This window comes from Kinneretia sp. DJ1R-11 (assembly GCF_025717595.1).
Classification (GTDB): domain Bacteria; phylum Pseudomonadota; class Gammaproteobacteria; order Burkholderiales; family Burkholderiaceae_C; genus Paucibacter_A.
In genome coordinates this window covers 312,460-338,323 of sequence record NZ_JAJIRR010000002.1, presented here as the reverse complement: position 1 = coordinate 338,323, position 25,864 = coordinate 312,460, and the positions used below count along the sequence as shown (strand labels likewise).

At 67.5% G+C, this 25,864-nt stretch carries 25 protein-coding genes; 10 read left to right on the top strand and 15 right to left on the bottom strand.

Annotation, left to right across the window (positions count from 1 at the left end; all coding sequences use genetic code 11):
• Nucleotides 1-126 precede the first annotated feature (126 nt).
• Nucleotides 127-915: an aspartate/glutamate racemase family protein gene (locus tag LNV23_RS05530; RefSeq protein ID WP_263562059.1), complete on the bottom strand. Its 789-nt coding sequence runs from the start codon at nucleotides 913-915 to the stop codon at nucleotides 127-129.
• Between the two features lie 118 nt (nucleotides 916-1,033).
• Between LNV23_RS05530 and LNV23_RS05525 the strand changes: the two genes are divergently transcribed.
• Nucleotides 1,034-2,005 carry an MBL fold metallo-hydrolase gene (locus LNV23_RS05525; RefSeq protein WP_263562058.1) on the top strand — a complete coding sequence of 324 codons (972 nt, stop codon included), beginning with the start codon at nucleotides 1,034-1,036 and terminating at the stop codon, nucleotides 2,003-2,005.
• 270 nt (nucleotides 2,006-2,275) lie between these two features.
• Here the strand turns inward: LNV23_RS05525 and LNV23_RS05520 are convergent, their stop codons facing one another.
• Nucleotides 2,276-3,076: a hypothetical protein gene (locus LNV23_RS05520; RefSeq protein WP_263562057.1), complete on the bottom strand. Its 801-nt coding sequence runs from the start codon at nucleotides 3,074-3,076 to the stop codon at nucleotides 2,276-2,278.
• A 328-nt stretch (nucleotides 3,077-3,404) separates the two neighbouring features.
• Here LNV23_RS05520 and LNV23_RS05515 point away from each other — a divergent pair, with 328 nt between their 5' ends.
• Nucleotides 3,405-4,856, top strand: a complete 1,452-nt coding sequence (locus LNV23_RS05515) for a peptide MFS transporter (RefSeq protein ID WP_263562056.1) — start codon at nucleotides 3,405-3,407, stop codon at nucleotides 4,854-4,856.
• Nucleotides 4,857-4,859: 3 nt separating this feature from the next.
• On the opposite strand, the gene LNV23_RS05510 is transcribed toward LNV23_RS05515, so the two are convergent.
• The 4 genes from LNV23_RS05510 to LNV23_RS05495 all read right to left on the bottom strand — a co-directional run bounded on the left by LNV23_RS05510 (nucleotide 4,860) and on the right by LNV23_RS05495 (nucleotide 8,532).
• Nucleotides 4,860-5,807, bottom strand: coding sequence for an amino acid ABC transporter substrate-binding protein (locus LNV23_RS05510; RefSeq protein WP_263562055.1), 948 nt, complete (start codon nucleotides 5,805-5,807; stop codon nucleotides 4,860-4,862).
• A 149-nt stretch (nucleotides 5,808-5,956) separates the two neighbouring features.
• Nucleotides 5,957-6,145, bottom strand: coding sequence for a hypothetical protein (locus LNV23_RS05505; protein WP_263562054.1), 189 nt, complete (start codon nucleotides 6,143-6,145; stop codon nucleotides 5,957-5,959).
• Between the two features lie 158 nt (nucleotides 6,146-6,303).
• On the bottom strand, nucleotides 6,304-7,947 hold the full coding sequence (locus LNV23_RS05500; RefSeq protein ID WP_263562053.1) for a peptide chain release factor 3: 1,644 nt from the start codon (nucleotides 7,945-7,947) through the stop codon (nucleotides 6,304-6,306).
• A gap of 63 nt (nucleotides 7,948-8,010) precedes the next feature.
• Nucleotides 8,011-8,532, bottom strand: a complete 522-nt coding sequence (locus tag LNV23_RS05495; RefSeq protein WP_263562052.1) for a DUF1203 domain-containing protein — start codon at nucleotides 8,530-8,532, stop codon at nucleotides 8,011-8,013.
• A gap of 181 nt (nucleotides 8,533-8,713) precedes the next feature.
• Between LNV23_RS05495 and LNV23_RS05490 the strand changes: the two genes are divergently transcribed.
• The 3 genes from LNV23_RS05490 (at nucleotide 8,714) to LNV23_RS05480 (ending at nucleotide 12,294) form a co-directional block, all read left to right on the top strand.
• Nucleotides 8,714-9,838, top strand: coding sequence for a porin family protein (locus LNV23_RS05490; RefSeq protein WP_263562051.1), 1,125 nt, complete (start codon nucleotides 8,714-8,716; stop codon nucleotides 9,836-9,838).
• An 11-nt stretch (nucleotides 9,839-9,849) separates the two neighbouring features.
• Nucleotides 9,850-10,266 (top strand): hypothetical protein, encoded by a 417-nt coding sequence (locus tag LNV23_RS05485; protein WP_263562050.1) that lies wholly within the window; start codon nucleotides 9,850-9,852, stop codon nucleotides 10,264-10,266.
• Nucleotides 10,267-10,413: 147 nt separating this feature from the next.
• The gene (locus tag LNV23_RS05480) at nucleotides 10,414-12,294 is read left to right on the top strand and encodes a serine hydrolase domain-containing protein (protein WP_263562049.1); all 1,881 of its coding nucleotides are present in this window, start codon (nucleotides 10,414-10,416) and stop codon (nucleotides 12,292-12,294) included.
• Between the two features lie 31 nt (nucleotides 12,295-12,325).
• Here LNV23_RS05480 and LNV23_RS05475 read toward each other — a convergent pair whose 3' ends face one another.
• The 5 genes from LNV23_RS05475 to LNV23_RS05455 all read right to left on the bottom strand — a co-directional run bounded on the left by LNV23_RS05475 (nucleotide 12,326) and on the right by LNV23_RS05455 (nucleotide 16,349).
• Nucleotides 12,326-13,048 (bottom strand): LytR/AlgR family response regulator transcription factor, encoded by a 723-nt coding sequence (locus LNV23_RS05475; protein WP_263562048.1) that lies wholly within the window; start codon nucleotides 13,046-13,048, stop codon nucleotides 12,326-12,328.
• Entirely contained in the window at nucleotides 13,045-14,142 is a 1,098-nt protein-coding gene (locus LNV23_RS05470; RefSeq protein WP_263562047.1) for a sensor histidine kinase, read from the bottom strand. Before LNV23_RS05470 ends, LNV23_RS05475 begins: the two co-directional genes overlap by 4 nt.
• A complete protein-coding gene (locus LNV23_RS05465) occupies nucleotides 14,139-14,732 on the bottom strand; it encodes a hypothetical protein (protein ID WP_263562046.1) in 594 nt (197 codons plus the stop codon). Before LNV23_RS05465 ends, LNV23_RS05470 begins: the two co-directional genes overlap by 4 nt.
• Nucleotides 14,733-14,907: 175 nt before the next feature.
• Entirely contained in the window at nucleotides 14,908-15,687 is a 780-nt protein-coding gene (locus LNV23_RS05460) for a substrate-binding periplasmic protein (RefSeq protein ID WP_263562045.1), read from the bottom strand.
• A complete protein-coding gene (locus LNV23_RS05455) occupies nucleotides 15,684-16,349 on the bottom strand; it encodes a DJ-1/PfpI family protein (RefSeq protein ID WP_263562044.1) in 666 nt (221 codons plus the stop codon). Before LNV23_RS05455 ends, LNV23_RS05460 begins: the two co-directional genes overlap by 4 nt.
• A gap of 86 nt (nucleotides 16,350-16,435) precedes the next feature.
• Between LNV23_RS05455 and LNV23_RS05450 the strand changes: the two genes are divergently transcribed.
• From LNV23_RS05450 to LNV23_RS05440, 3 genes are all read left to right on the top strand, one after another.
• Nucleotides 16,436-18,256, top strand: a complete 1,821-nt coding sequence (locus LNV23_RS05450) for an OPT/YSL family transporter (protein ID WP_263562043.1) — start codon at nucleotides 16,436-16,438, stop codon at nucleotides 18,254-18,256.
• Between the two features lie 6 nt (nucleotides 18,257-18,262).
• Nucleotides 18,263-18,682, top strand: a complete 420-nt coding sequence (locus LNV23_RS05445; RefSeq protein ID WP_263562042.1) for a tetratricopeptide repeat protein — start codon at nucleotides 18,263-18,265, stop codon at nucleotides 18,680-18,682.
• A 113-nt stretch (nucleotides 18,683-18,795) separates the two neighbouring features.
• The gene (locus tag LNV23_RS05440; protein WP_263562041.1) at nucleotides 18,796-20,247 is read left to right on the top strand and encodes an MBL fold metallo-hydrolase; all 1,452 of its coding nucleotides are present in this window, start codon (nucleotides 18,796-18,798) and stop codon (nucleotides 20,245-20,247) included.
• A 22-nt stretch (nucleotides 20,248-20,269) separates the two neighbouring features.
• Here the strand turns inward: LNV23_RS05440 and LNV23_RS05435 are convergent, their stop codons facing one another.
• The gene (locus tag LNV23_RS05435) at nucleotides 20,270-21,157 is read right to left on the bottom strand and encodes a LysR family transcriptional regulator (protein WP_263562040.1); all 888 of its coding nucleotides are present in this window, start codon (nucleotides 21,155-21,157) and stop codon (nucleotides 20,270-20,272) included.
• 88 nt (nucleotides 21,158-21,245) lie between these two features.
• Between LNV23_RS05435 and LNV23_RS05430 the strand changes: the two genes are divergently transcribed.
• Both LNV23_RS05430 and LNV23_RS05425 read left to right on the top strand, forming a co-directional pair.
• Nucleotides 21,246-21,707 (top strand): DoxX family membrane protein, encoded by a 462-nt coding sequence (locus tag LNV23_RS05430; RefSeq protein ID WP_263562039.1) that lies wholly within the window; start codon nucleotides 21,246-21,248, stop codon nucleotides 21,705-21,707.
• Nucleotides 21,704-22,468: a glutathione S-transferase family protein gene (locus LNV23_RS05425; RefSeq protein WP_263562038.1), complete on the top strand. Its 765-nt coding sequence runs from the start codon at nucleotides 21,704-21,706 to the stop codon at nucleotides 22,466-22,468. Before LNV23_RS05430 ends, LNV23_RS05425 begins: the two co-directional genes overlap by 4 nt.
• 52 nt (nucleotides 22,469-22,520) lie before the next feature.
• Here the strand turns inward: LNV23_RS05425 and LNV23_RS05420 are convergent, their stop codons facing one another.
• The 3 genes from LNV23_RS05420 to LNV23_RS05410 form a co-directional block, all read right to left on the bottom strand.
• Nucleotides 22,521-23,684 (bottom strand): ABC transporter permease, encoded by a 1,164-nt coding sequence (locus LNV23_RS05420; protein ID WP_263562037.1) that lies wholly within the window; start codon nucleotides 23,682-23,684, stop codon nucleotides 22,521-22,523.
• Nucleotides 23,684-24,790, bottom strand: coding sequence for an ABC transporter permease (locus LNV23_RS05415; RefSeq protein ID WP_263562036.1), 1,107 nt, complete (start codon nucleotides 24,788-24,790; stop codon nucleotides 23,684-23,686). The genes LNV23_RS05420 and LNV23_RS05415 overlap by 1 nt, the downstream gene beginning before the upstream one ends.
• Nucleotides 24,791-24,879: 89 nt before the next feature.
• Nucleotides 24,880-25,863 (bottom strand): HlyD family secretion protein, encoded by a 984-nt coding sequence (locus LNV23_RS05410; protein WP_263562035.1) that lies wholly within the window; start codon nucleotides 25,861-25,863, stop codon nucleotides 24,880-24,882.
• Between the last annotated feature and the right edge of the window lies 1 nt (nucleotide 25,864).

The following is a 25,864-nucleotide window of genomic DNA, read 5'->3' as shown; positions in this document are numbered from 1 at the left end:
GGGGGGGGGGGGGGGGGGGGGGGGGGGGGGGGGTGAACAGGTGAACAGGTGAATGGGTGAATGGGTGAATGGGTGAATGGTGAGTCGTGAGTCGTGAGTCGTGAGTCGTGAGGTGGCGGGGGGCGCTCAGCGGTTCACGTGGCACGCTTCGTCCAGGGCTCGTGCAAACGCCGCCCTTGCAAGGATGTTCGTGGTGTTGAGGTAGCGCAGGCCAGCGGCTGCAAACACCGCCGCCTCGCGCTGGGCCGGGAATGCCAGGGGGAGCTCGGTGCAGGCCAGGCAGATGGCCGCGTCCTGCTGCAAGGCCGCTGCACCCAGGGTCTGTAGCGCCAGATCGTGCATCTGCGCAGCGGCGGCTTCGGGCTGAGGTGCGGCCTGCAGGCTCAGGATCAGCGGCACCAAGGCTGCCCGCTCGGCGCTGCCCGGCGCCGGCACGCAGGCCTCGATGCCCTGGCGCGCCAGGGCGGACGGCAAGGCCTGACCCCGCATGGTGGGCTCGGTGCCCAGGATCAGCAGACGACGCAAGCCCAGCGCTGCCGCCTGCGCGGCCACCAGCTCAAACAGGTTCAGCACTGGCAGGCTTAGGCCGGCGGTGATGGCGTCGAAACGGTTGTGCGGTGTGTTGCTGGCAATCAGGGCGAAGTCGGCGCCGCTGGCCTGCAGGCGCAAGAGCGCCGCGCGGAAGTAGGCGTCGAAGCCGGCCCAGGAAGCCTCGTCGCCCTCGATGCCGCGCAGGCTCTGGCTGCGTGCGATGTTCAGCGACTCGATGCTGAATTCGGGCATCTGCGGCGCGCCGGTCGGCCCCAGACCGTTGTCCAGCGACTGGGCGCGGGCCTGCGCCAGTTGGCACAGGGTTTTGTAGATCTCCACGGTCGAGGCCCAGGCCACGCCGCCGACGATGCCAATTTTTTTCATGAATTCCGTCCTCGTGAGGGCATTGTCACCGGCTCCGGCCCGCAGCAAGCCGGCTTGCTATGCTTGCCGGCACCCGGCTTGAACCAGCCATTTGTTCACCTGCCCAAGGAACACCGCCATGTCCCGTCTTGCCACTTCGAGTCTTGCCCTGGCCGCCGCTCTGCTGGCTGCCGGCCTTCCTCACAGCGCCGAGGCCGCCGCGCCCCAAGTCAAGACCCAGGCGCCGGGCTACTACCGCATGATGCTGGGGGATTTAGAAGTCACGGCCTTGAACGACGGCACGGTCGATCTGCCCATGGACAAGCTGCTGACCGGCGCCAAGCCGGGTCAGGTCTTGCGCGCTCTGCAGCACGCCTACCTGGGCACGCCGCTGGAGACTTCGGTCAACGGCTATCTGATCAACACCGGAGCCAAGCTGGTGCTGGTCGACACGGGGGCCGCCAGTCTGTTCGGCCCTACGCTTGGCAAGCTGCTGGGCCATCTCAAGGCTGCCGGCTACCAGCCCGAGCAGGTCGATGAGATCTACATCACCCATTTGCACGGCGACCATGTCGGCGGCCTGCTCAGCGAGGGCAAGGCGGCGTTCCCCAATGCCGTGGTACGCATCGACCAGCGCGAGGCCGACTACTGGCTCAGCGAGTCCAATATGGCCAAGGCCCCCGAGGCCGCGCAAGGCGGTTTCAAGGGTGCCATGATGTCGATCAAGCCCTACCAGGAGGCCGGCCGCTTCAAGCCTTTCGAGGGTTCGCCGCAAGGCGTGGAGCTGGTGCCTGGCGTGCGTGCCGTCTCCACCTACGGTCACACGCCTGGCCACAATGTCTACGTGGCCGAAAGCAAGGGCCAGAAGCTGGCCATCTGGGGCGACCTGATGCATGTGGCCGCAGTGCAATTCCCGGATCCTTCGGTGACCATCCAGTTCGACAGCGATTCCAAAGCCGCCCGTCCGCAGCGCGAAAAGGCCTACGCCGACGCCGCCAAGAATGGCTATTACGTCGGTGTGGCCCATGTGGCCTTTCCTGGCATCGGCCGCCTGCGTGCCGACGGCAAAGGCTATGTCTGGGTTCCGGCCAACTACAGCAGCAAGCCCTGAGCGGGGCCCGGTGCCGCGAGGCCGGGCCGGTCACGAACCGGCCAGTAGCCTAGGCAGGAGATGGGCTGCCAGGCAGCTTTTGCGCCGCCGGTTCGCTCGTGCCGGCGCTCCTGCAGCCACCCTGCGGCAGACTGATCGCTTGCATGTGCGGGTCGCTCAACCATTGTTGGACCACTGGCGCATCGCCCGAGAGGGCGAGAAAGCTCAGGTCTGCCCGGCCTGACTTGGCCGGGCCGGGCGGCGGCCCCGAAGTCTGCCGGGTCTTCCCTGTCAGCTTTGGATCTGCAAGCTGCGCAGCACTTTGGAGTCGCTGTTGCCGGCGGTGCCGGAGCTGCCGGTGCGAGTTTCCTGGCGCACGGTGATCAGGCGGTCGCCGACCACGCTGTAGCTGCGCTCATCCTCGGCGCGGCCTTCGAAGCTGAAGACCATATAGGCCCGGCCGCCAAAGCTGCTCTGCGAGCGCAGGCCCAACGGCGTGCCGTCGGCGGCAATCCAGACCTCCATCTGGGATTCGAACTTCTTGATGTATTTGCGTTCCTTTTCGGGGATCCGCTCCATCGGCACTTCAAAGCTGAGCAGGCGTGCGGGCGAGCCCTTGTAGTTGTCGGCTTTTTCGCTGCGGAAGTTGGCCTCATCGATCTGGCGCGCCAAATGGCTGGCGGCGGACAGCATATGCCGCACATCGCTGGTTTTCAGTTCACCGAGGCCCAGGGTGGTGGGCGACTTGCTCTTGCTGTCCTTGGTCTTGGCTCGCTCTTCGGCCTCGCTGCGTGCCAGCAAGTCCTTGCTGTAGATCAGCTGCAGTCCACGGCTGCCATCTTCCACGCTGATGACGGCGGCACCTTGGTCTTCGTCCAGCTCCTTGCCCTCGCCACTGCGGCGCAGGGTCTTGACCTCCAGCTGTGCCTTCACCGGCGTCTGGCCTTGCAAGCGCTGCAGGGCGCTCTTGAGGTCGCTCAGGCCATCGGCATGGGCTGGGGCATGCAGAGCCAGACCCAGCAGGGCGGCCATGGCCAGCAGGGACGGGCGCGGGCTGGTGTCGGGCAGGGAGGCGGGATGGACAGTGCTCATAGCGGGTCGGTGGAATTGTTGGTGTTTGATCTGAGGCGGCAGGGACTGGCTTGAACTTCGAGCCCGGTCTGCCGGAACATCTGGCGGCGACTGTAGGCGCGGGACCGGCCGGCGCGCAGCCCCAGGGCGACGGATGGAAGAATCGAGGGGATGAATCCACCCAGGCCGGTGGTGGTCTGTCCCGCGCTGGCGCCCTGCGCACACAGGGCTGCGCCCCTTGGTCTGTGCGGATTGCCCCCGGGCCTGGTTTGCGCAACAGTGCCGGCTTCTGATTCATTCGAGGCCCTAGGGCCCAGGCCAGCTGTCCTGGGCCGCCGGCTCTACACCTGTGAGCACTTCCTCTCTCTCCCCCTCATCCACTTCGGCGTCCGCGCCGGCCGAAGCGATCGTCCCGCCAGTGGTCGCCGATGCGGCGGCGCGCAGCGATCGCGCCTTTTTTGGCCATCCGGTCGGCCTGGGCTGGCTGGCCTTTTGCGAGTTGTGGGAGCGTTTTTCCTACTACGGCATGCAGGCTCTGCTGGTGCTCTACCTGAGCAACTACCTGTTCCTGCCCGAGAACATCGGCCATGTCGCAGGCATTGAAACCCTGCGCGCCTGGATCGAGGGCGTCACCGGCCCGCGCTCGCCGCAGCAGCTGGCCTCGGTGGTGTTCGGGCTCTACGCCGGCCTGGTCTACCTGACGCCTTTGTTCGGCGGTCTGCTGGCCGACCGTTTGCTGGGCCGCACCCGGACCGTCGTCATCGGCGCCAGCCTGATGGCCCTGGGCCATTTCCTGATGGCGTTTGAGGCCAGTTTCCTGGCTGCGCTGGCCTGCTTGCTGATCGGCGTCGGCTGCTTCAAGGGCAATATCGCCGCCCAGGTCGGTGCGCTCTATGTGCCCGGCGACCAGCGCCGTGCCAGTGCCTTCCAGATCTTCATGCTGGCCGTGCAGGTGGCGGTGATCCTCGCGCCCATCGTCTGCGGCACGCTCGGCGAAAAGGTGGCCTGGCACTGGGGATTTGGCGCCGCCGGCGTAGGCATGCTGATCGGCTTGGTGGTCTATCTGGCCGGCCGCCGCTGGTTGCCGGCCGAGGCGCCGCGGGTCAGCGCCGCCCGGAACACGCTTGAGGCCAAGCCGCGCATGACGGCCAACGAGCGGGCCCGTCTGATCTTGCTGATCGCGCTGATCCCGGTGCTGATGCTGTCCATCGTCGGCAACCAGCAGTTCAACAATGCCTTCCCGCTGTGGTCGCAAAAGCATATGGATCTGGTCATGTTCGGCTGGCAGGTGCCCGTGACCTGGTTGCAGGCGGTGGACGCCTTCCTCAGCACGGCCACCATGATCGCCTCGCTGGCCTTCTGGCGTTGGTGGGCGACCCGCCGACGCGAGCCGGACGAAATCACGAAGATGGCGCTGGGCGCCTTGATGGCGGCCTGTGCGCCGGCCTTGCTGGTGATCGCTGCGGCTCAGATCGAGGCCACCGGCGAGAAGATCAGCTTCGCTTGGACGGTGGGTTATGCCCTGCTCAATGACCTGGGCTTTGCCAATATCCTGCCGGTCGGCCTGGCGCTCTATTCGCGCGCAGCGCCGCGCCGGCTGGAGGGCTTGATGATCGGCATCTATTACTTGCACCTCTTCATCGGCAACTCTTTCGTCGGCTGGCTGGCGGGCCTGCTGGACGTGCTCCCGGGCACGCAGTTCTGGGCCTTGCATGCCGTGCTGGTGGCAGCCGCGGGCGTGATCCTCGTGCTGGTCAAGCTCATGCTGGGCCGGGTGCTGGAGCCTCAGCCGAGTGCTTGAGCTTCAGTCCCCGACCTGGTCGGTCGGGAACTTCAAGGAATCCCGCATCAGATAGTTCATCGGCACATTGAGCTGCAAGCCCTTGGGCGGGATCGGCGACTCGAACCAATGCTTGTAGAGCTTGGCCACCTCGCCGCTGCGAATCAGGCGGGCCATTTCCACATCGACGAACTTCTTCAGCGCCGGGTCCTTTTTGCTCATCATGATGGACAGGGGCTCGATCGACAGCAGCTTGCCGACCACGGCGAACTCCTCGGGCTTGGGCGCACTGGCGCGGAAGCTGTAAAGCAGGATGTCGTCCATCAGATAGGCATCGGCCTGCCGCTTGTCGACGGCATTGAAGCATTGCTGGTCGTCGTCGCATTCCTGCAGCTTGATGCTCAGGCTCAGGTCCTGCGCCTTGGCCTTGATCAGCGGCGCCGAGGTCGTGCCCTTGGTGGTGATGACCCGCTTGCCGCCCAGGTCTTCCACGCGCTCGATATTCGACTCCTTGCGCACCAGCATGCGGGTGCCGGCGATGTAGTGCGGGATGGTGAAGGCCATGCCCAGCTTGTCGCGGCGCTCCCGGTTGTTGGTGGTGTTGGCGCATTCCAGGTCGACCTGACCCTCGGCCACGGCCGGGAAGCGCTGCTTGCTGTCCACAGCTTTGAAGCGCAGGCTCAGGTCTTTCAGCTTGAGCTCTTTCTTCATCACCTCGGCCAACTGCTTGCAGATCTCAATGGCATAGCCCACCGGCTGCTTGGCACCGGGCAGATCGTAGGAAAAGGGGATGGCGTCGGCGCGGTAGCCGATCACCAGTTCACCGCTGCTGCGTATGCTGTCCAAGGTGCCACTGCCGGCCTGGGCCGGGGCTGCCAGGCCACTCGCAAGTGCGGCCGTGGCCGCGCTGATCAGAAGGGGCCAGGTCTTGCGCGGCAGCAGCCGGGTCGTGGGGGTGCGGTGTGTGGTCATTGCGGTATTTCGGGGCGCGGCACGCCCATGGGCCGCCGGCATGCCGGCACAAAGCGCAGCGCTGCCCGGATGGCAGCTGCGCGGCTGACCTGACGATAGCAGAGGCCGGGAGGGGCTCGGTGTAAGTGACTGTGAACTAGGCCGCAAGCTCAGAGCGCCTGCGCGGACTCGCTCTCAAAGCCCATCAAGACGGCGGCCAGCTCTAGGGAACGCCAGAGGTGCGGCGGCATCTCCATGATCTTCTCGGGCGTCTTGGCGCGGGTGGTCCAGCTGAGGATCTCGAAGTGCTGCTCTGGGGTCAGCAGCTTGAGCGCCAGCATCTCGTTCAGGGTTTGCATCGCAGCTCCTCGGGCCACCGGGCCTGTGGCTTCAGGCTAGCACAGAGGGATGTGTATTTTTGCGACGCCAAGGCCAAAGGTGCTTGGCTCGCCCCGGCCCGGCCGTGCGAGGCGCGGCCGGGCGGTCACCGGGCCACGCTTGATGCACTCAACTCAACTTAACCTTCGAGTCGCTTCTGGAACACCAGTCCTGCGTGCTCCCGCAGCGCGTGGAACTTGATCTTGGGCCAGTTGGCTTCGATGGCACGCAGCTCGGGGGCGTATTCGACCAGCACGGTGGGCGCGTCGACGGCGTCCAGGGCCATGCGGTGGTCGTTGGCTTCGATGAAGCGCTTGAGCTCTTTCTCGTCGTCACAGGTCACCCAGCGCGCCACCTGGAAGCGGCTGCCGCTGATGCGGGCCTTGCAGCCGTACTCGTGCTCGAGGCGGTGGGCCACCACTTCGAACTGCAGCTGGCCCACGGCGCCCAGCAGCAGCACGCTGCCGGCCATGGGGCGGAAGACCTGGATCGCGCCTTCTTCGCCGAGCTGCTGCAGGCCGGCTTTCAGTTGCTTGGTCTTGAGCGGGTCGGCCACTTCGACCGAACGGAACATTTCCGGCGCGAAGAAGGGCAGGCCGGTGAACTGCAGGGCCTCTCCTTCGGTGATGGTGTCGCCGAGCTGCAGCACGCCGTGGTTGGGAATACCGATGATGTCGCCGGCAAAAGCCTCGTCCAGCAGCTCGCGCCGTTGCGACAGGAAACTCACCACGGTGTTCGGGCGTAACTCCTTGCCCGAGCGCACCACTTTGAGTCGCATGCCGCGCTCGAAGTGGCCCGAAGCCACGCGCAGGAAGGCGATGCGGTCGCGGTGGGCCGGGTCCATATTGGCCTGGATCTTGAACACCACGCCGGTGAATTTCGTTTCCTCGGGCTTGACCACGCGCTGCATGGCAGCGCGCTCACCCGGCGGCGGCGCCAACTGCACCAGGGCGTCGAGGATTTCCTGCACGCCGAAGTTGTTGACGGCCGAGCCGAAGAACATCGGCGTCTGGCGGCCGGCCAGGAACTCGTCCAGGTCGAAGGTCGCGGCCGCGTCCTGCACCAACTCGATCTCGCCCTGCGCCTGCTCGTACTGCATGCCGAAGCGCTCGGCATAGGCCGGGTTGTTGATGCCTTCCAGGACTTCTTCGTCACCGGCCACGCGGTCCTCGCCGGGCGAGAACACGCGCATGCGCTCTTCGCGCAGGTCCATCACGCCGTGGAAATGCTTGCCCATGCCGACCGGCCAGGTGAAGGGCACGACCGTCATGCCCAGCTCGCGCTCGATCTCGTCCATCAGGGCCAGCGGGTCTTGCACCTCGCGGTCCATCTTGTTGACGAAGGTCAGGATGGGCGTGTTGCGGGCGCGGCAGACCTGCAGCAGGCGGCGGGTCTGCGGCTCCACGCCATTGGCGGCGTCGATCACCATCAGGGCCGCGTCGACCGCGGTCAGCACGCGGTAGGTGTCTTCCGAGAAGTCCTGGTGGCCGGGGGTGTCGAGCAGATTGATGACGCAGTCGCGGTACTCCATCTGCATCACCGAGGAGGCGACCGAGATGCCGCGCTGCTTTTCGATCTCCATCCAGTCCGAGGTCGCGTGGCGCGAGGCCTTGCGCGCCTTCACCGAGCCAGCGATTTGAATCGCGCCCGAGAACAGCAGCAGCTTTTCCGTCAGCGTGGTCTTGCCCGCGTCCGGGTGGGAAATGATGGCGAAGGTGCGGCGACGCTTGACTTCGCTCTCAATATGGGACGGGATGTGGTCGGGCTGCTGATCGGCGGACATGGGTGCGGCGCGCAGCTGGGCAGCGCGGGTCGGCGAAAGGGGCGGATTATCGCAGCAGACGCTTCAAGCCGGCGCGCCCTCGGCGCGTTCCAGGCGGCAGGCATAGCAGCCATAGCCCGCAAAGCGTGCCAGCACGAAGGCCACATCCGGGCGCGTCAGCAGCGCCTGCAGCAGGGCCTCGGCCTGCTCCTGCGGCACGACCTGACCGTCGACGATGGTCTCCGCCGTCGAATAGGCGCGCAGCACGAAGCTGGCCCCGAGGTAGGGACTGTCGCCGACCCAGGGCCGGGCTTGGAGGTTTGGCGTTTCGTCCGAGGCTTCGGCGAGCACAAAGACCGGGCCGTATTCGCGATAGGGGCCGGCCTGAGAAAAAGGGCCATAGCTGGCGAGGATCAAGGCCTCGCCGGGGCGGGCGCGCCGCAGGACATCGCGGCAGGGCTCGCCACCTTGGGCGATGTGGTGTTCAACCGCCTGGCCCAGGTCGTCGCGGCCTTGTTCGCGCACCTGCTGCAGAAAGCTGGCGCGGATGGGCGCGATGCGCCAGGACATGGCTCGGGGCGGGGTGTGGATCTGTGATTCATTCATGGCGCGAGTGTCTTTGCGGCACTGGCGCGCGGCCACCCGATTCTTGCGCCTTTGACACGCTAGCCAAGTCCCTGCGCGTGCGGTCCGCGCTGTGGCAACAATGTCACGTTGGGCGGCTATCGCACGAAGTCCGCCGGTGGCATCATGACCTGACCCCAGGCTCTTCCAGGAGTTCAACGCCATGCGCCACGCACAACAGGGTTTGTCGTTTTCCCTCGGTCTGCTTTTTGTGATGCTGGCGTCTGCCAGCACGGCCGCCCGGGCCGATGACTGGAGCGTCTCGGGTTTTGCCACCCTCGGGGTGGGCAAGACGGTTTCGGGTGTGAAGCAGGACTACTACGGCTTCAAGTGCCCTTGCTATATCGCCAACTATCCCGATGTCGGTGTCTACCGCGACTCGCTCTCGCTCAAGCCCGACAGCCGCGCCGGTGTGCAGGTGATCTACCGGCCCAGCGATGCGCTCAGCTTCACGGGCCAGCTGACCGGCCATGCCGCCAACGACATGAAGCCGACGCTGGACTGGGCCTATGCCAGCTGGAACCTCAACGAGAGCCTGACCCTGCAGGCCGGCCGCAAGCGCCTGCCCTTGTTCGGCTATTCGGACTTCTTCCATGTCGGCTACGCCTACCCCTGGATCCGCCCGCCGGGCGACCTCTACGGCTGGCAGATCGTGGCCTACAACGGCGCCAATCTGCAGTACCGCAAGAGCATAGGCAGCCTCTCGATCTCGGCCAATGTCTGGGCCGGCAGCGAGTCCGACAAGGACAATCGCATGTTGGGTCAGATCTACTACGGCGACAAGGTCGAGGAGAAATGGAAGGGCATCGTCGGCGGTTTCGTCGAGCTCAGCAATGACTGGGGCTCCCTGCGCATGGTGGCCATGACCAGCAAGGTCGATCGCTTCCTCGGCACCGGTGCATCCCGCAGCGTCAACAAGGACGGGGTGAAGCAGAACTTCTACGGCATCACCGGCAATGTCGACCATGGCAACTTCGTGCTGCGCAGCGAAATCAACCGCTTCGTCCGGCCCGATTCGCCCAAGGACATCTACAACATCTTCTTCCTCGGTGGCGGCTACCGCTTCGGCGACTGGCTGCCCATGCTGACCTACTCGCGCTTCACCGAGGACTTCAAGGACGACCCGACGGCCAATGAGAAGCACAACACCTGGATCGCCACCCTGCGCTGGGACTTCCGCTCCGACACGGCTCTGAAGTTCCAGTACGACATCTTCAAGGACAAGTCCGCCTTCCCCTTCATGGGCAATGCCAAGGCGATTGCGGTTTCCCTCGACCATGTGTTCTGAGGAGCAAGACCATGATGCTGAACCCCAAGATCCTGTTGTTGTCGGGACTGCTGCTCAGTGGCAGTGCCTGTCTGGCCGAACCGGTGGTGGTGGTGAATCCGGCCCTGGCCGGCAAGCCTTCGGCCGATGAGGTCAAGGCCCTGTTTCTGGGCCAAGCCAACACCTTGCCCGGCAGCGGCGCGGTGCAGGTGGCGCTGCCCAAGGAAGGCAAGCTGCGCGAGGACTTCGTGATCGGCTATGTCGGCAAGAACGAGAAACAGTACAAGGCCATCTGGACCCAGCTGATCTTCACCGGCCGGGCCCAAGCACCCAAGCAGTTCGACAGCGAGGACGAACTCAAGAAATGGGTGGCCAGCACGCCGAATGGTGTCGGCATCCTCGACAGCAGCAAGGTCGACGCCAGCGTCAAGGTGATCAGCACCAAGTAGGCGGGCGCTCACAGCCGGGGACTTGAGCCTTGGTCCGCCGCGGCGGCAGCTGGGGCCCCTAAGGCGTCATTTCATCAGGCTGGCGCTGGACGGAACGGCGGGTGCTGGCTACGCTGCGGCCACTTCAGCCAACGCCCGGATCCCGCCATGACCGTCAGCCACCGCCTTCACCTCGCCGCAGCCTCCCGTCCTGCGCTCCTCTTGCGCCGCTCCCTGTTGTCGCTGGCCCTGGGTCTGGCCTACGCCGGGTCGGCGTCAGCGGCGACCCCGGCAGTGCCTGCGAGCGCTCCGGCAGCGGCCGATAGTGACGAGGCTCGCATCGCCCGCGTGTTGGCCGGCTTGCGGCCGCCGGTCAGCTTTGTCGGCGACAGCAGCTGGACGCTGCAGGAACGCATGAAGCACTACGGCGTGCCCGGCCTCAGCATCACGGTGATTGACAAGAACGGCCTGGCCTGGACCCGCGTCTACGGCCTGGCCGACCGCGAGGCCGGCCTGCCGGTGCGGCCGGACACCTTGTTCCAAGCGGCCTCCATCAGCAAGCCGGTGGCGGCCTTGGGTGCCCTGACCCTGGTGCAGGAAGGCAAGCTGGCCTTGCAGGAGCCGGTCAATGCGCGCCTGAAAGCCTGGCGCATCCCCGACAACACCTGGACCGCCCAGGTGCCGGTCACCCTGGCCCATCTGCTCAGCCACACGGGTGGCCTCACGGTCCATGGCTTTGGTGGTTATGCACCGGGCCAGAACCTGCCCGATGTGACTGCCGTGCTGGACGGCAAGCCGCCGGCGAACTCGGATGCCGTGCGCGTGAATCAGCTGCCGGGCCAGGCCTTTCGCTATTCGGGCGGCGGCTACACCGTGGCCCAGCTCTTGATGAGCGAGGCCGACGGCCGGCCTTTTGCCGAGCTGATGCAACGCCGCGTGCTGGGCCCGATGGGCATGGCCGAGAGCACTTTCGCCCAACCCCTGCCGGCGCCGCTGCTGGCGCGCGCCGCGGCCGGTGTGTTGCCGGACGGCCGCGCGGTGCTCGGCAAGCGCCACAGCTACCCGGAGCTGGCCGCCGCGGGCTTGTGGACCACCTCGCAGGACCTGGCCCGATTCGCCCTGGGCGTGCAGGCCGCCTGGCGCGGCGACAAGACAGCGCTGCTGTCCACGCCCATGGTCAAGGACATGCTCAGCCAGCGCGCCGGCAGCGGCTACGGCCTGGGTTTCGGGCTGCCTGAGGAAGAGGGCGAGGTCTACTTCGCCCACGGCGGCTGGAACGAGGGCTTCTGTGCCAGCCTGATGGCCCACCCGAGCGCCGGCGTCGGCATGGCCATCATGATCAACGCCAACCAGCCGGCCTTGATGGACGAACTGCGCCGTGCCGTGGCTTTCGAGTACCAATGGCCCGGCTTCAAGGCCCACCAGGCGCTGCCGGCCAGCGCGGAAGCTCTGGACAAGGCGCCCGGCCGCTACCGCGTCAACGCTGAGCAGTTCATCCAGATCACGCGCAAGGGCGAGCAGCTCTTCATGGCTCGTGGCGGCGACACGGCGCGCGAGCTGGTGCCGGTGGCTGGCGGGCGCTATCTGCAACGCGAGCAGGACGAGGCGCGCAGCTTCGCCCCGGACGCCCAAGGCCGCTGGCAGTTGAAGCTGGAGCGCCGAGACGGCACGGCCCAGTTGTTGGCGCGCCTGGCCGAGGCCGAGCGGATGCCGCGCGAGCTGCTGCTGGCGGGCGAGGCCAAGGCTGCCTTGGCGGCCTATCGGGCCCTGCGTGATGCCGGTGACGAAGCCGGCAGCGAGTCCTATCTGACCAACCAGGGCTATCGCGAACTGCGCGGCGGCAACAAGGCGGCAGCGCGCGCCCTGCTGGACCTGAACACCCAGCTCAACCCGGAGTCGGCCAATGCCTGGGACAGCCTGGGCGAGGTTTTGCTCAGCCTGGGTGACAAGCAGCAAGCCGCCGCGGCCTATCGTCGCGCATTGGCACTGAAGCCTGAGCTGCCCGCGGCCAAGGCAGCCTTGGCCGCGCTGGAGCCGGCGGCGCGCTGAGCGCCCGGGCGTCCGGGTGGCAAGCCCGGTTTCACATGCCCTTGAAGCGGCTGCGATGTGCGCGGCTGACCGCCAGCGTCCCTGCCTGAGCGCGCAGATGCAACTGCAGCTCGCCGTCTTCGCGCCGCTCGACGCGCTCGATGGCGCGGGCGTTGACCACGGTGCCGCGATGGACCTGCCAGAACAGGGCCGGGTCCAGTTCCTGCTGCAGCTCGCCGAGCGGCGTGCGCAGCAGCAGGGCCGTGCCATCGAAGCTTTGCACCCGGGTGTGGCGCAGCTCGGAGCGCAGCACGGCCACCTGCTCCAGCTCGATCAGGCGCAGGCTGTTGCCGATCCAGGCTTGCAGAAAACGCGGGGCGGAGGATGGGCTTGGCCCTGCTTGGCGCTGTGCCAGGCGCTCTCGCAAGCGCTGCACTGTCAGCGCCAGCCGGGCCGGCGTCAGCGGCTTGCGCAGATAGTCCACCGCCGCATGTTCAAACGCTTCCAGCGCGTGCTCGGCATGGGCGGTGACGAAAACCAAATGGGTCTGCGGCGGCGCCAGCCTGGCCAGGCTCAGGCCATCGATGCCGGGCATGCGGATGTCGAGGAAGGCGATATCCGGCCGTAGGGCGTCCAGCAGGCGGCGCGCTTCGCTGCCGCTGCTGGCGCTGGCGACGATGTGCAGCTCGGGCCAGGCCTCTTGCAGCAGGCAGCGCAGCTCTTCAAGCAGCACCGCTTCATCGTCGGCGATCAGGGCGGTGGTGGCGGGCGTCATGAAACCGTTTGTGCCTTGGGGCTGAGGGGCAGGCTCAGGCTTGCCTCGGTGCCTTCGCTCAGAGACCGGAGATGAAACTCGGCCGTATGGCCGTACAAGGCTTGCAGGCGTTGGCGCAGATTGGCCAGGGCCAGGCCTTGGCCGGCCTGCGGCGAGCGGAGCAGCAGCGGCTCGCCGCTGTTGCGCACGCACAGCTGCAGACCTTGGGTGCTGGGGATCGCTTGCAGCAGCAGCTCGCCGCCGCTTTCGCAGGGCTCGATGCCGTGCACGATGGCGTTCTCGACCAAAGGTTGCAGGAGCAAGGGCGGCAAGGTCAGGGCATGCAGTGCAGAGTCCACATCGATGCGGTAGCGCAGGCGCGGGCCCAGGCGGAGGGCCATGATGGCCAGGTACTGTTCCACGATGTGCAGCTCGCGGCCCAGGGTGGAGTCCGCCGTGCGCACCTCGGGCAGCACCGCCTCCAGAAAGGCCGTCGTGCGGTCCAGCAGAGGCAGGGCCAGGCTCGATTGCTGGCGCACCAGGCCGCGAAGCGTGGCCAGGGTGTTGAAGAGGAAATGCGGCTCGATCTGTGCTTGCAGCAGCTGCAGCTCGGCGCGCACCCGGTCGCGCTCTTGTTCCAGGCGCTGCTCGCCGGCCAGGCGGCGCGTGCGCTGCAACAAGGGCAGGCCCAGCAGCAGAGCGACAAAGCCCAGATGCAGGCTCGCGCGTGCCAGCGGCTCTCCTTGCGTCCAGCGGTGCAGGTCCAGCAGCCGCGCGCTCAGCGCCTGTTCGAGCTGGCTTCCCGCACTTGCACCCGTCAGCATGGCCAGGGCGCACAGGGGCAGGGCCAGCGCCCAACCCCGGCGCTGCAGGCCGCCATCGGCGCACAAGCTCAGCGCCTTCAGCAGGAGCTGGCTCAGCACGCAGCCCAGCCACAAGCCCAGGGCCAGGCACCAGGCGGCGTGACTGGCCCAGAACGGCGCGCTGAGGCCGAAGCCCAGCAAGCCCAGGCCCAGCTGCGGCCAGAGCGCCGGGCGGCCGAATTCCTCGCGCAAGGCGCGCGCCGCCAGGCTGGCTGGCCCGCGCGGTCCTGCAGAGCGTGACGGGGCGCTCACGGGGGCGAGAGATGCTGAGGCTGGCGCGGCAGCAGCAGCGCGTCCTTGGGCCCTTGGGTTTCGGGCACGCTGTCGGGCACGATTTCCAATTTGAAACGGGTGCTGCGCAAGATCCCGCCGCCGGTCAGCAAGGTGCCGAAATGCAGGGAGTCCACCTCCTTGGGAATCTGCAGCACCACCGAGGCCTCGCGCCAGCCGAAGCTGCCTTTCAGCGGGCGCAGCTCCATATTGTCGAAAACGCGGCCGATGTCCTGTCCGACGTCACCGCGCAGCCAGATACCGCCCCATTGCGACAGGGCCTCGCCCTGGACTTGTGCGCTCAAGCGCAGGCGCTGGCCGGTGTAATCCCGGGCCTGAATGCTCTGCATGGTGGTGACAAAGCCGCGCGAATCGCTCTTGCAATCAAGCACAAACACCTTGGGCGTGGGCGCGCCCGCGCGCGGCTCGGTGGTGCTGCGGCAGTCCGCGGCATCACCGGCCCGGAACCAGCCCTGCGGCAACTGGTTCGGATTGGCCGCCAGGGCCGTGACCATCAGGGCCACCAGAGGCGCCGCGATCAGGGCGCGCAGCGGAAAGGACGTGGTTTTCATGAAGTCTCGCTCGCCTTTGTCAAAAAGAGTCTGCACAGGTGTTGCAGGCCTGGAAACGATGCGAAGCGTAGGTGGGGCCCGGCATTGTCAGGGCCGCAGGAGGCGAAAGCCGCCAGAACGCGCACGAGCGGTCGCTCGGCGCACATGAGTGGAGCAAGGCGTGTGAGCGCCGATGTCAGCGCCCGCTGCTCATGCCATAGCGCTGGGCCAGGCGGGCCACCGTGCCGCTTTTGATCAGCCGCTGCAAGGCCTCGTTGATCGCGGCCAGGCGCCAGGCCGAGGCGGGCGAGACCAGGCATTGGGTGTCGGTGACTGAGAAGCTGCGGCTGCTGATGTGGAAGCGCTCCCGCTCCTGCGGGTAGCGTTTGAAATAGCCGGCAATTTCCACCTCCGAGGTGATCAGGGCATCGGCCATTTCAAGGCGCAGGCGCCGGAACAACAGATCCACCTGGCTCTCGTCAAGCCGGGTGACCTGGCCGGCCTCGAACGCAGCCTGCAACTGCGGGTACTGGTAGCCCAGCAGCACGGCGACGCGCCGACCGATCAGGTCCTGGTTGCTCTCGAAGTGCAGCGGCGCTGCGGCCAGCGACACCACCCGTTCAACCTGGGGCACCACGGCCACGGTCCAGTTCTCGCCCGTGCCCGGCAGCCAGAGCGGGCTGAAATAGCAGGCGATGTCGGCGTCGCCGCCCATCACCGTGGCCTGCATGCGGCGGCGTGAAACCAGCTGGTGCTGTGCCTGTGTGCCCAGCTCGGCAGCGATCAGATCGCCCAGTTCCTTGAGAAAACCTCCGCTGAGCTTGTTCGGGCCGCTGACGGTGAGCAAGGGGAAGGCCATGGCCTCGGTATGGGCCATGCGCAGCGGTGGCGGGCGCACGGCCGGCTCCGCCGCGTGCAGCGGCAAAGCATACAAAGCCAGAGCCAAAGTCGCAGACCAAGCGCTGCGGGCTTTCATGCCGGATGCTCCAAGCCGCCTGTGCAGGCGCTGCGCACCTGGGCGAGCAGGCGGTCCACCGCTGGCTCGCGCGCGCCTGCCGCGACGACCGGGCGCAGGGCTTCGCGCGTGGCCGCCTCGCCCTGCAGATGCAGCATCAACCAGGTGGCCAGCAAAGGCGCGGCCAAGCCGCCGCTGGCGGTGGCCACGGGGCCGTGGGCATGAAAGGGTTCGTTCTCCAGAACGCGCACACCGGCCTCCAGCAGCCAGGGGCGGGTGGCGGCGTCGCAGCAGGCGGGCATATCACCCAGCAAGCCCAGGCGGGCCAGCAGCAAGGTGCCGGAGCCGAGGGCGCCGACGCGTTGGCGCAAGGGGTCGAGCTGCAGGCGGTCGAGCAGGGCCGAGTTCTCGGCCAGTGCGCGGTTGTAGAGGTTGGAGCCGAACAGCACGGCCTCGGCCTCGTTGGCCCATTCCAGGGGCCGCTGCAGCTGGAGCTGCACGCCATTCATCGAACTGATGGCGCTGCCCGGCCCGCACAGCTCGGCCGAGCAGCCCAGGGGGCGCAGGCGATTCAGCAAGCCCAGGGTGATGAAGCAGTCCAACTCGTCGAAACCATCGAAGCAGACGATGGCCACCCGCGTGGTGGCGGGCGCGTTCAGACCGGTGGGGGTGACTTCACGCATGGTCGGATTGTGAACCCGGGGTTACATTGCGCGCCACTCCCCGGCGCATTTGTGCGCCATGGCTTTCCCTATTTTCTTGAGCTGACATGTCCGCCATACCTGCTTTTCCGCCTCCGGGCGCTTCGATCGACACCCGTCGCTGGGCCTGGCTGCCCCCGGTGGGTACATGGGGCTACTACACCTTGCTGGCTGCCATTGGCATGCTGATCCTGGGCCCGTTGGGTGGCATCGCCGCGGCCTTCATGAATTTCTCCATCGGCTTCTATGTCGGCGGGCAGGTGCTGGCCGGCATCCTGGGTTCGGTGGTCACCTACGGCTACGGCGCCGAGGGCAAGCATGGCGCCAACTACATCCAGACCACGGCCGCCTCCGTGGCCGGCATGATGGCCATGAGCACCCTGATCCAGGCCATGGCCTGGATGGGCATGCCTGAGGTGCCGGCCTGGCAGCTGGTCACCTACATGCTCTGCATCGGCATGATGGCCGCCGGCATCGGCATGCTTTACACGCCCATCCTGGTCGAGCGCATGCAGCTGACCTTCCCCTCGGGCCTGGCGGTCGCCAACATCCTGCGCGCGCTGACCGACCCGGTGCTGCTCAAGCAATCGGTGTCGCGCCTGTTCGGCGGCATGGGTGCCGGCCTGATTGGCGGCATCGGCGCGGCCAAGATCGCCGTGCTGGGTGCGATCGAGCTGTCCACCTCCACCTTCGGCGCCGGTCTGATCGTCGGTGCCCGGGTCGGCATTCCGGCCATCGTCGGCGGCGGCATCTTCTGGGCGTTGGCGCCGTATTTCGTCAGCATCGGCTGGTTGAAAGAAGGCGAGCCCTTCCGCAAGATCGCTTTCCTGATTGCCCTGGGCATGATTCTGGGCGCGGCCGTGGTCGACCTGAGCCTGATCTTCTGGCGTGTTGCTCGCCGCTTGACCCAGCCGGGTGAGCGCGTCGTGGTGCCCGAGGAACAGCGCACCGGCCCGCGCGCCAGCCTGCCGCGCCTGCTGGCCTGGGTGGGTGTCTGGACCGTGGCCACCATCGTCTGCGGCGTGCAGTTCTTCAACGAGCCCCTGGGCTACATGATCCTGGCCGTGGCCCTGGTTTATCTGTTCGTCATCGTCAACGGCATCTCCTTGGGCCTGACCGATTCCAACCCGATCTCCAGCGCTTTTGTCGTCACCGTGCTGATCCTCGCCAGCATCGGCCTCAAGGACCCGATGCTGGGCCTGCTGGCGGCCATGGTGGTGTTCGTCTCGGCCAGCGTGGCCGGCGATATGCAGCAGGACCGCTCGACCGGCTGGCGCCTGGGCTCGAACCGGACCCTGCAATTCCGCTTCCAGGTGGCCGGCCTGCTGCTCGGCTCGGTGCTGGCCGTGGCCGTGGCCAAGTTCTTCATGACCGCCTACCCGGTGCTGCAGCTGGACCAGACCGTGATGAGCGCCGACCAGGCGCCCGCGCAATGGACCTCGGCCATGACCTACAAGTTCGTCGGCGCCCTGCGCAGCCTGACCGAGCCCAAGCCCTACCAGACGCAGGCCATCCTGATCGGCGTGCTGATCGGCTTCGCAACCGAGCTGCTGCGCAAGATCATCAAGGCCAACAAGAGCTACCAGCGCTTCGCTGCGGGCAGCAAGGCCGGCTTCGCCACCGACTTCATGCTCGACGCGGTGGTGCTGCCCAGCCCTTACGCCTCGTCCTTCGGCGGCTTCGTCAATCTGCACACCTCAATGTGGTTTGCTGCCGGTGGTGTGATCTCCAGTGCCATCAACACCCTGGCGCCGAAACCCAAGCCGGGTGAGAACGAGCTGCCTTCGGACATGAGCAGTACCTCCCTGGTCGGCGGCGGCTTGATTGCCGGCGACGCCCTTGCCGCGTTGGGCCTGGGCTTGGCGGGCATGGCGGCGGTGCTGGGTTGATCGGCCATGGCTGATCTGTCACCCGCCGAAGTGGCGCGCGTTCGTGCCCTGGTCGAGCGCGCCGATGAGCAGGCCGATGAGGGCGAGTTCGAGGCCGCGCTGGACCTGTTCGAGCAGGCGCTGGAGCTGTTGCCCGAGCCCTGGTCTGCCCATGCGCAGGCGCAGACCCTCTTGTTCTCCGTCGCCGATATGCAGTTCCTACTGGAGGACTTTGAAGCCAGCGGCGACACCTTCAGCGCCTTGCTGGCCAGCTTCGAGTCGGCCCGGGCCGAGCCCTTGCCGCAGCTGCGCCTGGGCCAGTGCCTGCTGGAGCAGGGCCGGGAGGCCGAGGCACTGCCGCATCTGCAGGCGGTGCTGAAAAGCGCCGGCGAGCAGGCTTTCCGTTATGAGGATCCGAAGTATCTGGAGCTGGCGCGACGCCCTTGATGGCGCGGTGCCTCGGACCTTTACTCCGGCCACGCACCGTCGGTGACTTCTGGCAGGGCGTCAAGGCCTGGGCACACTCCGGCCTCCCCGGCTGAAACACGGTGCCCATGTCCATGAATCCCATGCACGCTTCCTTGCCGAAGCGTTTTCGACCCTGCGGCCTGGCGCTGCTGGTGGCTTTCTGCGCCTTGGGCAGCCTGCCCTCGGGACTGTCAGCCCAGGAGCTGCGCGCCGATGAAGCGCATGTCCGGGCGCCCGGCGTGGGCGCGGCCCTGCAACTGGACATGCGGACCGAGCGACTGGTGGGTGAACAGGCCCGCAATCCGGCCGAGGCCTTGGCACGCGTGCCCCTGCGGCAGCAGCTCTTGCTCGACCCGCAGGGCCGCTACCGCTTGGAGACCGACAGTGTCTACCCCGGCCCGGTCCGCTTCCAATTTCTGGAGATCGGCCGGCCCGAGGGCGTGAGCACCGTCGACCTGCTGCAGTGGCGGCAAGGCTTGGCCATCTCGCGTCTGCCCGCCGCGGCCGCCCGTGAGCGTTGGGCCGAACAGGAGTTCCTGGTCCCGGCCTGGCTGCTTCAGCGCTTGAGTGCGGCGCGCGGCGAGCCTGCCAGCGACGGCAGCCTGGCCTTCGAGGATGGCGCCGGCCGGCCGGCGCGCCTGGCCCTGGACGGTGCCAGCGACCGGGTGCTCTGGGCCCGCAGCGCGGGTCGGCGCTATGAGTACAGCGACTACGAAACCCTGACCGGCGGGCTGCAGCAGCCGCGCCGCATCAGCGAGCAGCGCGGCGAGGCACCGGCCTGGGTCTGGCAGGTCCGGGCCGTGGCGACGCCGAACGCGAATCCAGCGGCCTTCACCCTGCCAGCCGGCTACACCGACGCCCCCACTGACTCTGCCGGTCTGCGCGCCACGCCGCTGGGCGCTGGCAGCTACCGGGTCGACGGCTCAAGCAGCGGCTACCACAGCAGTTTCAGCATCGGCAGCCAGGGCATCGTCGTGTACGACGCGCCGGTCAGCCCGGCCGAAGCGGCGTTGGTGCGCGCGCTGATTGAGCAGCTGGCGCCGGGGCGCAAGGTCAGCCACGTGGTGGTTTCCCATGCTCACCGCGACCATATCGCCGGGCTGCCGGCCTACCAAGCAGACGCGCCCCGGGTGCTGGTCGGGCCCCAGGCTCGCCAGGCCTTGCGTCGCCAGCTCGGCGCCGCCTGGGGCGTGTGGGACGAGCGGGTGCAAGAGCTGCAGGGTCCTCAGGTGTTGGATTTGGGTGACCGTCGTGTGCAGCTGTGGCCTTTGGCCAGCAGCCATGCCAGCGATATGTTGGTCGCCTATGACGGCCAGTCGCGGGCGCTGTTTCAGGGGGATCTGTTCTACATCCCGGACTTCGGCCCCGTGCCCCCGGCCTTTGCCACGGGCCAGGAGTTGCTGGACCTGATCCAGGCGCAGCGCTTGGAGCCGGCCTGGATCGTCGGCGTGCATGGCCGTTCGGGCACGGTGGCGGAGCTTCGTCAGGCGCTGGCCTTGCGTGCGCAGGGGTTGAAGCAGGGCTCGGCCTTCGGCGAGCGCTGAATTCGCGGGCCGCGCGGCCCGCTCAGCTCAGGCTGATTGTGCTGGCCAAATGGCTGAACACCTCCGCCACGCGGCGCAGGTGACGCGACTCGGGATGGCTCAGCAGCCACAGCTCGCTCTGCGCCTCATCGATCGGCCGGCCCAGCTGACGCAGGCCGGTTCGCTGCTGCGCCAGGAACAGGGGCAGCACCCCCACCCCCAGACCCAGGGCCACCAGCTCCTGCACCGAGAGAATGCTGCCGACTTGGTACTGCGGCGTGATCTTGGGCCAGTGGCGTTTGCGCCAGAGCACCGAGGGGTGCTCTGGCAAGGCCTCGTCGGGTGCGACCCAGGGGCACTCGGCCGCCAGCGCATCCTCGAGGCTGCTCAGCGGGCTGTCTGCCGCCACGAACAAGGCCACACGCAGCGGCCCCAGGTGGCGGCCGATCAGGTGCTCCGGCGGGCGGCGGGTGGCGCGCAATGCGATGTCGGCATCGCGCCGACTCAGGCTGGCCAGTTCGTTGCCCGTGTGCAGCTCGAAGCCCAGCCGGGGATGCCGCGCTTGCAGGGGCTTCAATGCCGGGGCCAGCAGGCCGTGCAGCAAGGTGTCGGTGCTGCTGATGCGCACGGTGCCGCCCAGCTGTTCGGGCTGCAGCCGGGCGGCATTCTGTGCGGCTTCGAGCTGGGCCTCGATCTGCTCGGCATGCGCTGCCAGTTGCAGGGCCAAATCATTGGCCTGGTAGCCCGAGCGAGAGCGTTCGAACAACCGCTGCCCCAGGCCGCGCTCCAGCTTTTGCAGGCTGCGGAACACCGTGGAGGCGTCCACGCCCAGGCGTTCGCCGGCCGCCGCCAGCGTGCCGCCGCGCAGCAGTGCCAGCATCAATTTGAGATCGGCGGCACTCAGAGTGAATTGCGTGGATGCAATAGACATTTGCTTGACTGCATATTTTCATTGCAATCTGGCAATTCTAGAGTGAGGCCTTCTGTGCACTCCAGGCAGCTCAGCTGCCCCCTCACTCATGACACTCCGACCTGCTTTCTCGCCTGCCTCTGCGGACACCTCCGCGGCCCAGTGGGCTGGCTTCATCCTTCGCCAAAGCCTGGGCCTGATGTGGATCGCCCATGCCTTGCTCAAGCTGCTGGTCTTCAGCCTGCCAGGCACCGCCCAGTTCTTTTTCAGCCAGGGCTTGCCGGGCCTATTGGCCTATCCCGTGTTTGCCTTGGAGCTGCTTGGCGGTCTGGCGCTCATCGTGGGTTGTTACGCGCCCCAGGCGGCCTTGCTGCTGCTGCCGATCTTGCTCGGGGCTGCCTGGCTGCACCTGCCGAATGGCTGGGTTCACACCAGCCCCGGGGGCGGCTGGGAGTACCCGGTGTTTCTGGCCCTGGCCTCCCTGGTTCAGTGGCTGCTGGGTGACGGTGCCTGGGCCTGGCGGCGCAGCGATTTCGCCCGCCCCTTCCAAGCTCGTGGGAGTGCGCGATGAAGCCGGCATCAACCCCCTATCTGCTGGTCAGCCATGCACTCTGCCCCTATGTGCAGCGGGTGGCCATCGCCTTGCAGGAAAAAGGCCTGCGCTTCGAGCGCAGGGATGTCGATCTGGCTGACAAGCCCGGCTGGTTTCTGGCCCTGTCGCCGCTGGGCAAGACGCCGGTGCTGCAGGTCGAGGATGCGGCCGGCGGGCCGGACCGGGCGCTGTTCGAGTCCTCGGTGATCTGCGAATACCTGGAGGATGCCGGCCCGGCGGAACGCCGCCTGCACCCCAGCGATGCACTGGACCGGGCGCGCCACCGCGCCTGGATGGAGTTCGCCTCGCAGCTGCTGGCCCAGATCGCCGCCTTGTACCGGGCCGCGGACGAGGACAGCCTGCGTGCTCAAGGGGCGGCGCTGAAGCAGCGCCTGGTCCAGCTCGAAGCCGAGCTGGACCCTGCCGGGCCGTACTTTGCTGGTGCCGATTTCGCACTGAGCGACGCGGCCTTTGCGCCGGTTTTTCGCTATTTCCCGGCCCTGCACCGGGCCGGCTTGATTGATGCCACCGCGCTGCTGTATCCATTGCCGCGCCTGCAGGCCTGGAGTCAAGCGCTGCTGGCACGCCCCTCGGTCAAAGCTGCGGTGGCGGCCGACTACGAGGCACGGCTCGATGCCTTTCTGGCCCGCCAGCCTTCGGCGCGTGTTGTTCAGGGTCAGCGCGAGCCCATCAGCGCAGCAAGGGAAGTTCCAACGCTCATGCCTCCAGCAGGCTCCTGAGCCTCCAGGCCGTCTCTTGGCGGCGCCGACAGGCGCTGGGCTCGTCCTTGCCTTACGGCGCCGGCGAGGTCTTTGCGGGCTGTGGGCCTGCGCGTCGAGCGCGCCAGCTCAAAGCCCCAGCCGCCAAGACGCTGTAAGCCAGCGCGTGCAGCAGCAGCAGCTCGGCGAAGGGCCGCACCTCGGCCAGCGTGGCGCCCATCTGGTTCAGGCGCAGAAAGGTCTGAATGCCCACCACCGCCGGAATGAAGTCGCCGGCCGTGACCAGAGCCGCGGGCAAGGCCTCGCGCGGCCAGGAGAAGCCGCTCAGGAAGGCCATCGGCAACGAGCTGCACAGCAGGGCCTGCAGGGCGCGTTCGCGGTCGGCCAGCAGTGCGCCCAGGGCCACGCCGAGGGCGGCGATGGCCCAGCAAAAAGGCAGCAGCAACAAGGCCGCCGCGCCCACATTGCCGCCATAGCCGTAGTCAAAAAAGCGGAACACCGGGCCGAAGAACCAGGCCGCCGAAAGCAGGCCCAGGCTGGCAAAGGCGGCGGTGCGCGCGCTCCACACGCCGAGCAATGGCTCGGGCGTGCGGCGTGTCTCGAACCAGGTGCCCACCCACATCGCGCTGCCCATCAGCAGCAATTGCTGAATGATCAGCACCGCGACCGCCGGCACCACATAGCTGCCATAGCCCTCGGTCGGGTTGAAGAGCGGCACCAGGCTCAAGTTCAGCGGGCTGCGGTTCAAGGCGGCCTGCTGCTTCGGGGCGCCGCGGGCCTGCAGCTGGCGCAGCTCGGCCCCGGCCGAGACCGTTCCTATCACCTCTCCAAAGCCGCTCAGCACCACCTTGTTGATCAAAAAGTAGGCGCCGTCCGCCAGCACCGGAAGCACCACGCCCTGGCCGCGCACGATCTCGCGCTTCATGTCGGCGGGCAGCAGCACATAGCCCTCGATCTCGCGCCGCGCCAGCGCGCGCCGCGCCTCGGCCTCGCTGGCGGTGACGAAGCGCAGATCCAGGCGCGGGCTGGCCTGGGTGAAGCGGCCGATCTGGCGCGCGATATGGCTGTGATCCAGGTCGACGATGGCCACCGGCACGCGGCGCAGCTCCTGCGTGGTGTAGGGCCAGGGGTAGAAAAAGGCGTAGAGCACGGGCGCCACGATGAACATCAGCAGCGTGCCCTTGTCTGTCAGGGCGGCGCGCCAGGTTTGCGCCAGCGTGGCGAGCCAAGTTCGCATCAGCGCCGCCCCCAGCAGGCCGGCCTGCGGGCCGCGCGTTGGAGCAGGGCGGCGCTCGCCAGCAGCAGCGCGGCCGCGCCCAGGCCCAGCCAGCCCGCCAGCGGCAGCAGCTCCAGGGCGCTGCGGCCTTGCTGTAGCAGGCCCACCTGGCCTTCCAACACCCAGGTCAGCGGCAGCGACTCAGCCCACATTCGCGCGCCGGGCGGCATGGCCATCAGCGGAAAGGCCAGGCCTGAGAAAGCAAAGGCCGGCGCGGTGATGAAGCCGGCCGCCGACAGCGCGGTGCGCAGCGAGCTGGCGGCCAGGGCCACAAATGCGCCCAGCGCTGCATACACCGCCAGCAGCAGCGCATGCAGGCCCAGCAGAGGCAGCAGGCTGTCGGCCGGCACCAGACCGAGCTGCCGCATCAGCAGCCAGAGCAGCCCATTGACCGCATTCAGCAGCAGCCAGGCGGGCGCCAACTTGAGCAGCACCGCAGGCAAGACCTGACCCCCCGCGCTGGCCAGCCAAGCCGGCGCGCTGGCCGCGCGCAATTCGGTGCCCGAGCTCCAGGCACCGGCCACCATGGCCAGCATGTGCAGCAGGGCCGGCAGCAGGGCGGCGGCCAGGAACTGCTGGTAATTCAGCGCCGGGTTGTAGACAGCTTGCAGGCTGGCGCGCACCGGCTCCAGGCTCTGGCGCGCCGCCAGCGGGCTCTGGCCACGTTTCTCGCGCATGGAGATTTCAATGCCGGCCGAGAGCGTGCCCACCACGCCGCGCAGCGCTTTTTGCAACAGGCCCGAGTGGCTGGAGAACTGGGCGTTGTGCAGCAGCGCCAGCTGCGCCGGGTGGCTGGGGTGGCCGCGCTTCACCGCGGCCGCCGTGCCGGCTGGGATCACCAGCGCGCCGTACACACGACCGGCGCGCAGGTCGCGCTGCATCTCGGCTTCGTCGCTGTACTGCGCGCTCAGGCTCAGCATCGGTGAGGCGTCCAGCATGCGCAGCAGCTGGCGCGAGAGCGCGCTGTGGTCGGCGTCGAGCACGCCGATGGGCAGGCGTGTCGGCAGGCCGGACGCAAAGGTCCAGACCAGCAGCAGGCCCATCAGCAGCGGCAGCCAGGAGACCATGGCCAGATCGAAGGGGCTGGCGCGCAGCCGCGCCCACTCCCTGCGCCAAGTACCCCAGTTACCCCAAGTGCCCCAGGCCTGCATCAGCGTCAGCGTGCGACCAGCACGCTCATGCCGGGCCGTGCGCCGGCAATCGGCTTCAGCGGCTGGGCTTTCACCTCGAAGGTGCGCAAGTCATAGCCCTGGTTGTTGCGCGTGCTGCGCCAGGTGGCGAAGTCGGGGAGGACCTGAGAGGCAATGACCTTGAAGCGCACCCGCTTGCTCGCACCATCGGCCAGCGCCGGCAGCGTGGCATCGAATTCTCTGCCGATGGCAAAGCGCTGGAGTTGGTCCTCGCGCACATTCAGCAGCATCCACTGGTCGCTCAGGTCCACCACCGTCAACACGGGCACGCCGGCCGGCGACAACTCGCCCACCTTGGCCAGCAGCTTGGCGACCTCGCCATTCACCGGGCTTTTCAGTTCCGTTTCAGCGCGTGCCGCTTCCACCTCCTGCACCGCACCGGCCACCTGGCGCGCTTGCGCGGTGGCGGCGGCTTGGTCTTCGCTGCGGGCGCCGGCGCGGGCCAGGTCGGCCTGGGCCTTGGCCGCATCGGCCTGGCCTTGCGAAGCGCGCCAGTTGGCTTCCGCCTCGTCGCGTTTCTGCGCGGCCACCAGGCCTTCCTTGAACAGCCCTTCGACGCGCTCATAGCTCTTGCGTGCCAAGTCGGCGCCCACCCGGGCGCGCTCGTAATTGGCTTGGGCCATGCGGATCTCTTCGGGCCGTGCGCCGTTCCGGGCCTTCTGCGCCACGGCCGATGCGGCCGCCTCGGCATTGTTGGCCTGGGCCAGCTTGGCCGCCACTTCGGGGCTGTCGATGCGCAGGATCAGGCTGCCCTTTTCGATGCGCTGGCCTTCTTGCACGTGCAATTCGGCAATGCGGCCAGTCAGCTTGGGCGCGATATCGGTTTCGCGGGCTTCCATCATCCCTTGCAATTGCTCAGGCGCGGGCGGCTGGTGATGCCACATGGCATAGACCGCGATGCCCAGCACCGTCAGCGCCAGGACGGGCACGACAAGTTTCGGAAGTTTCATG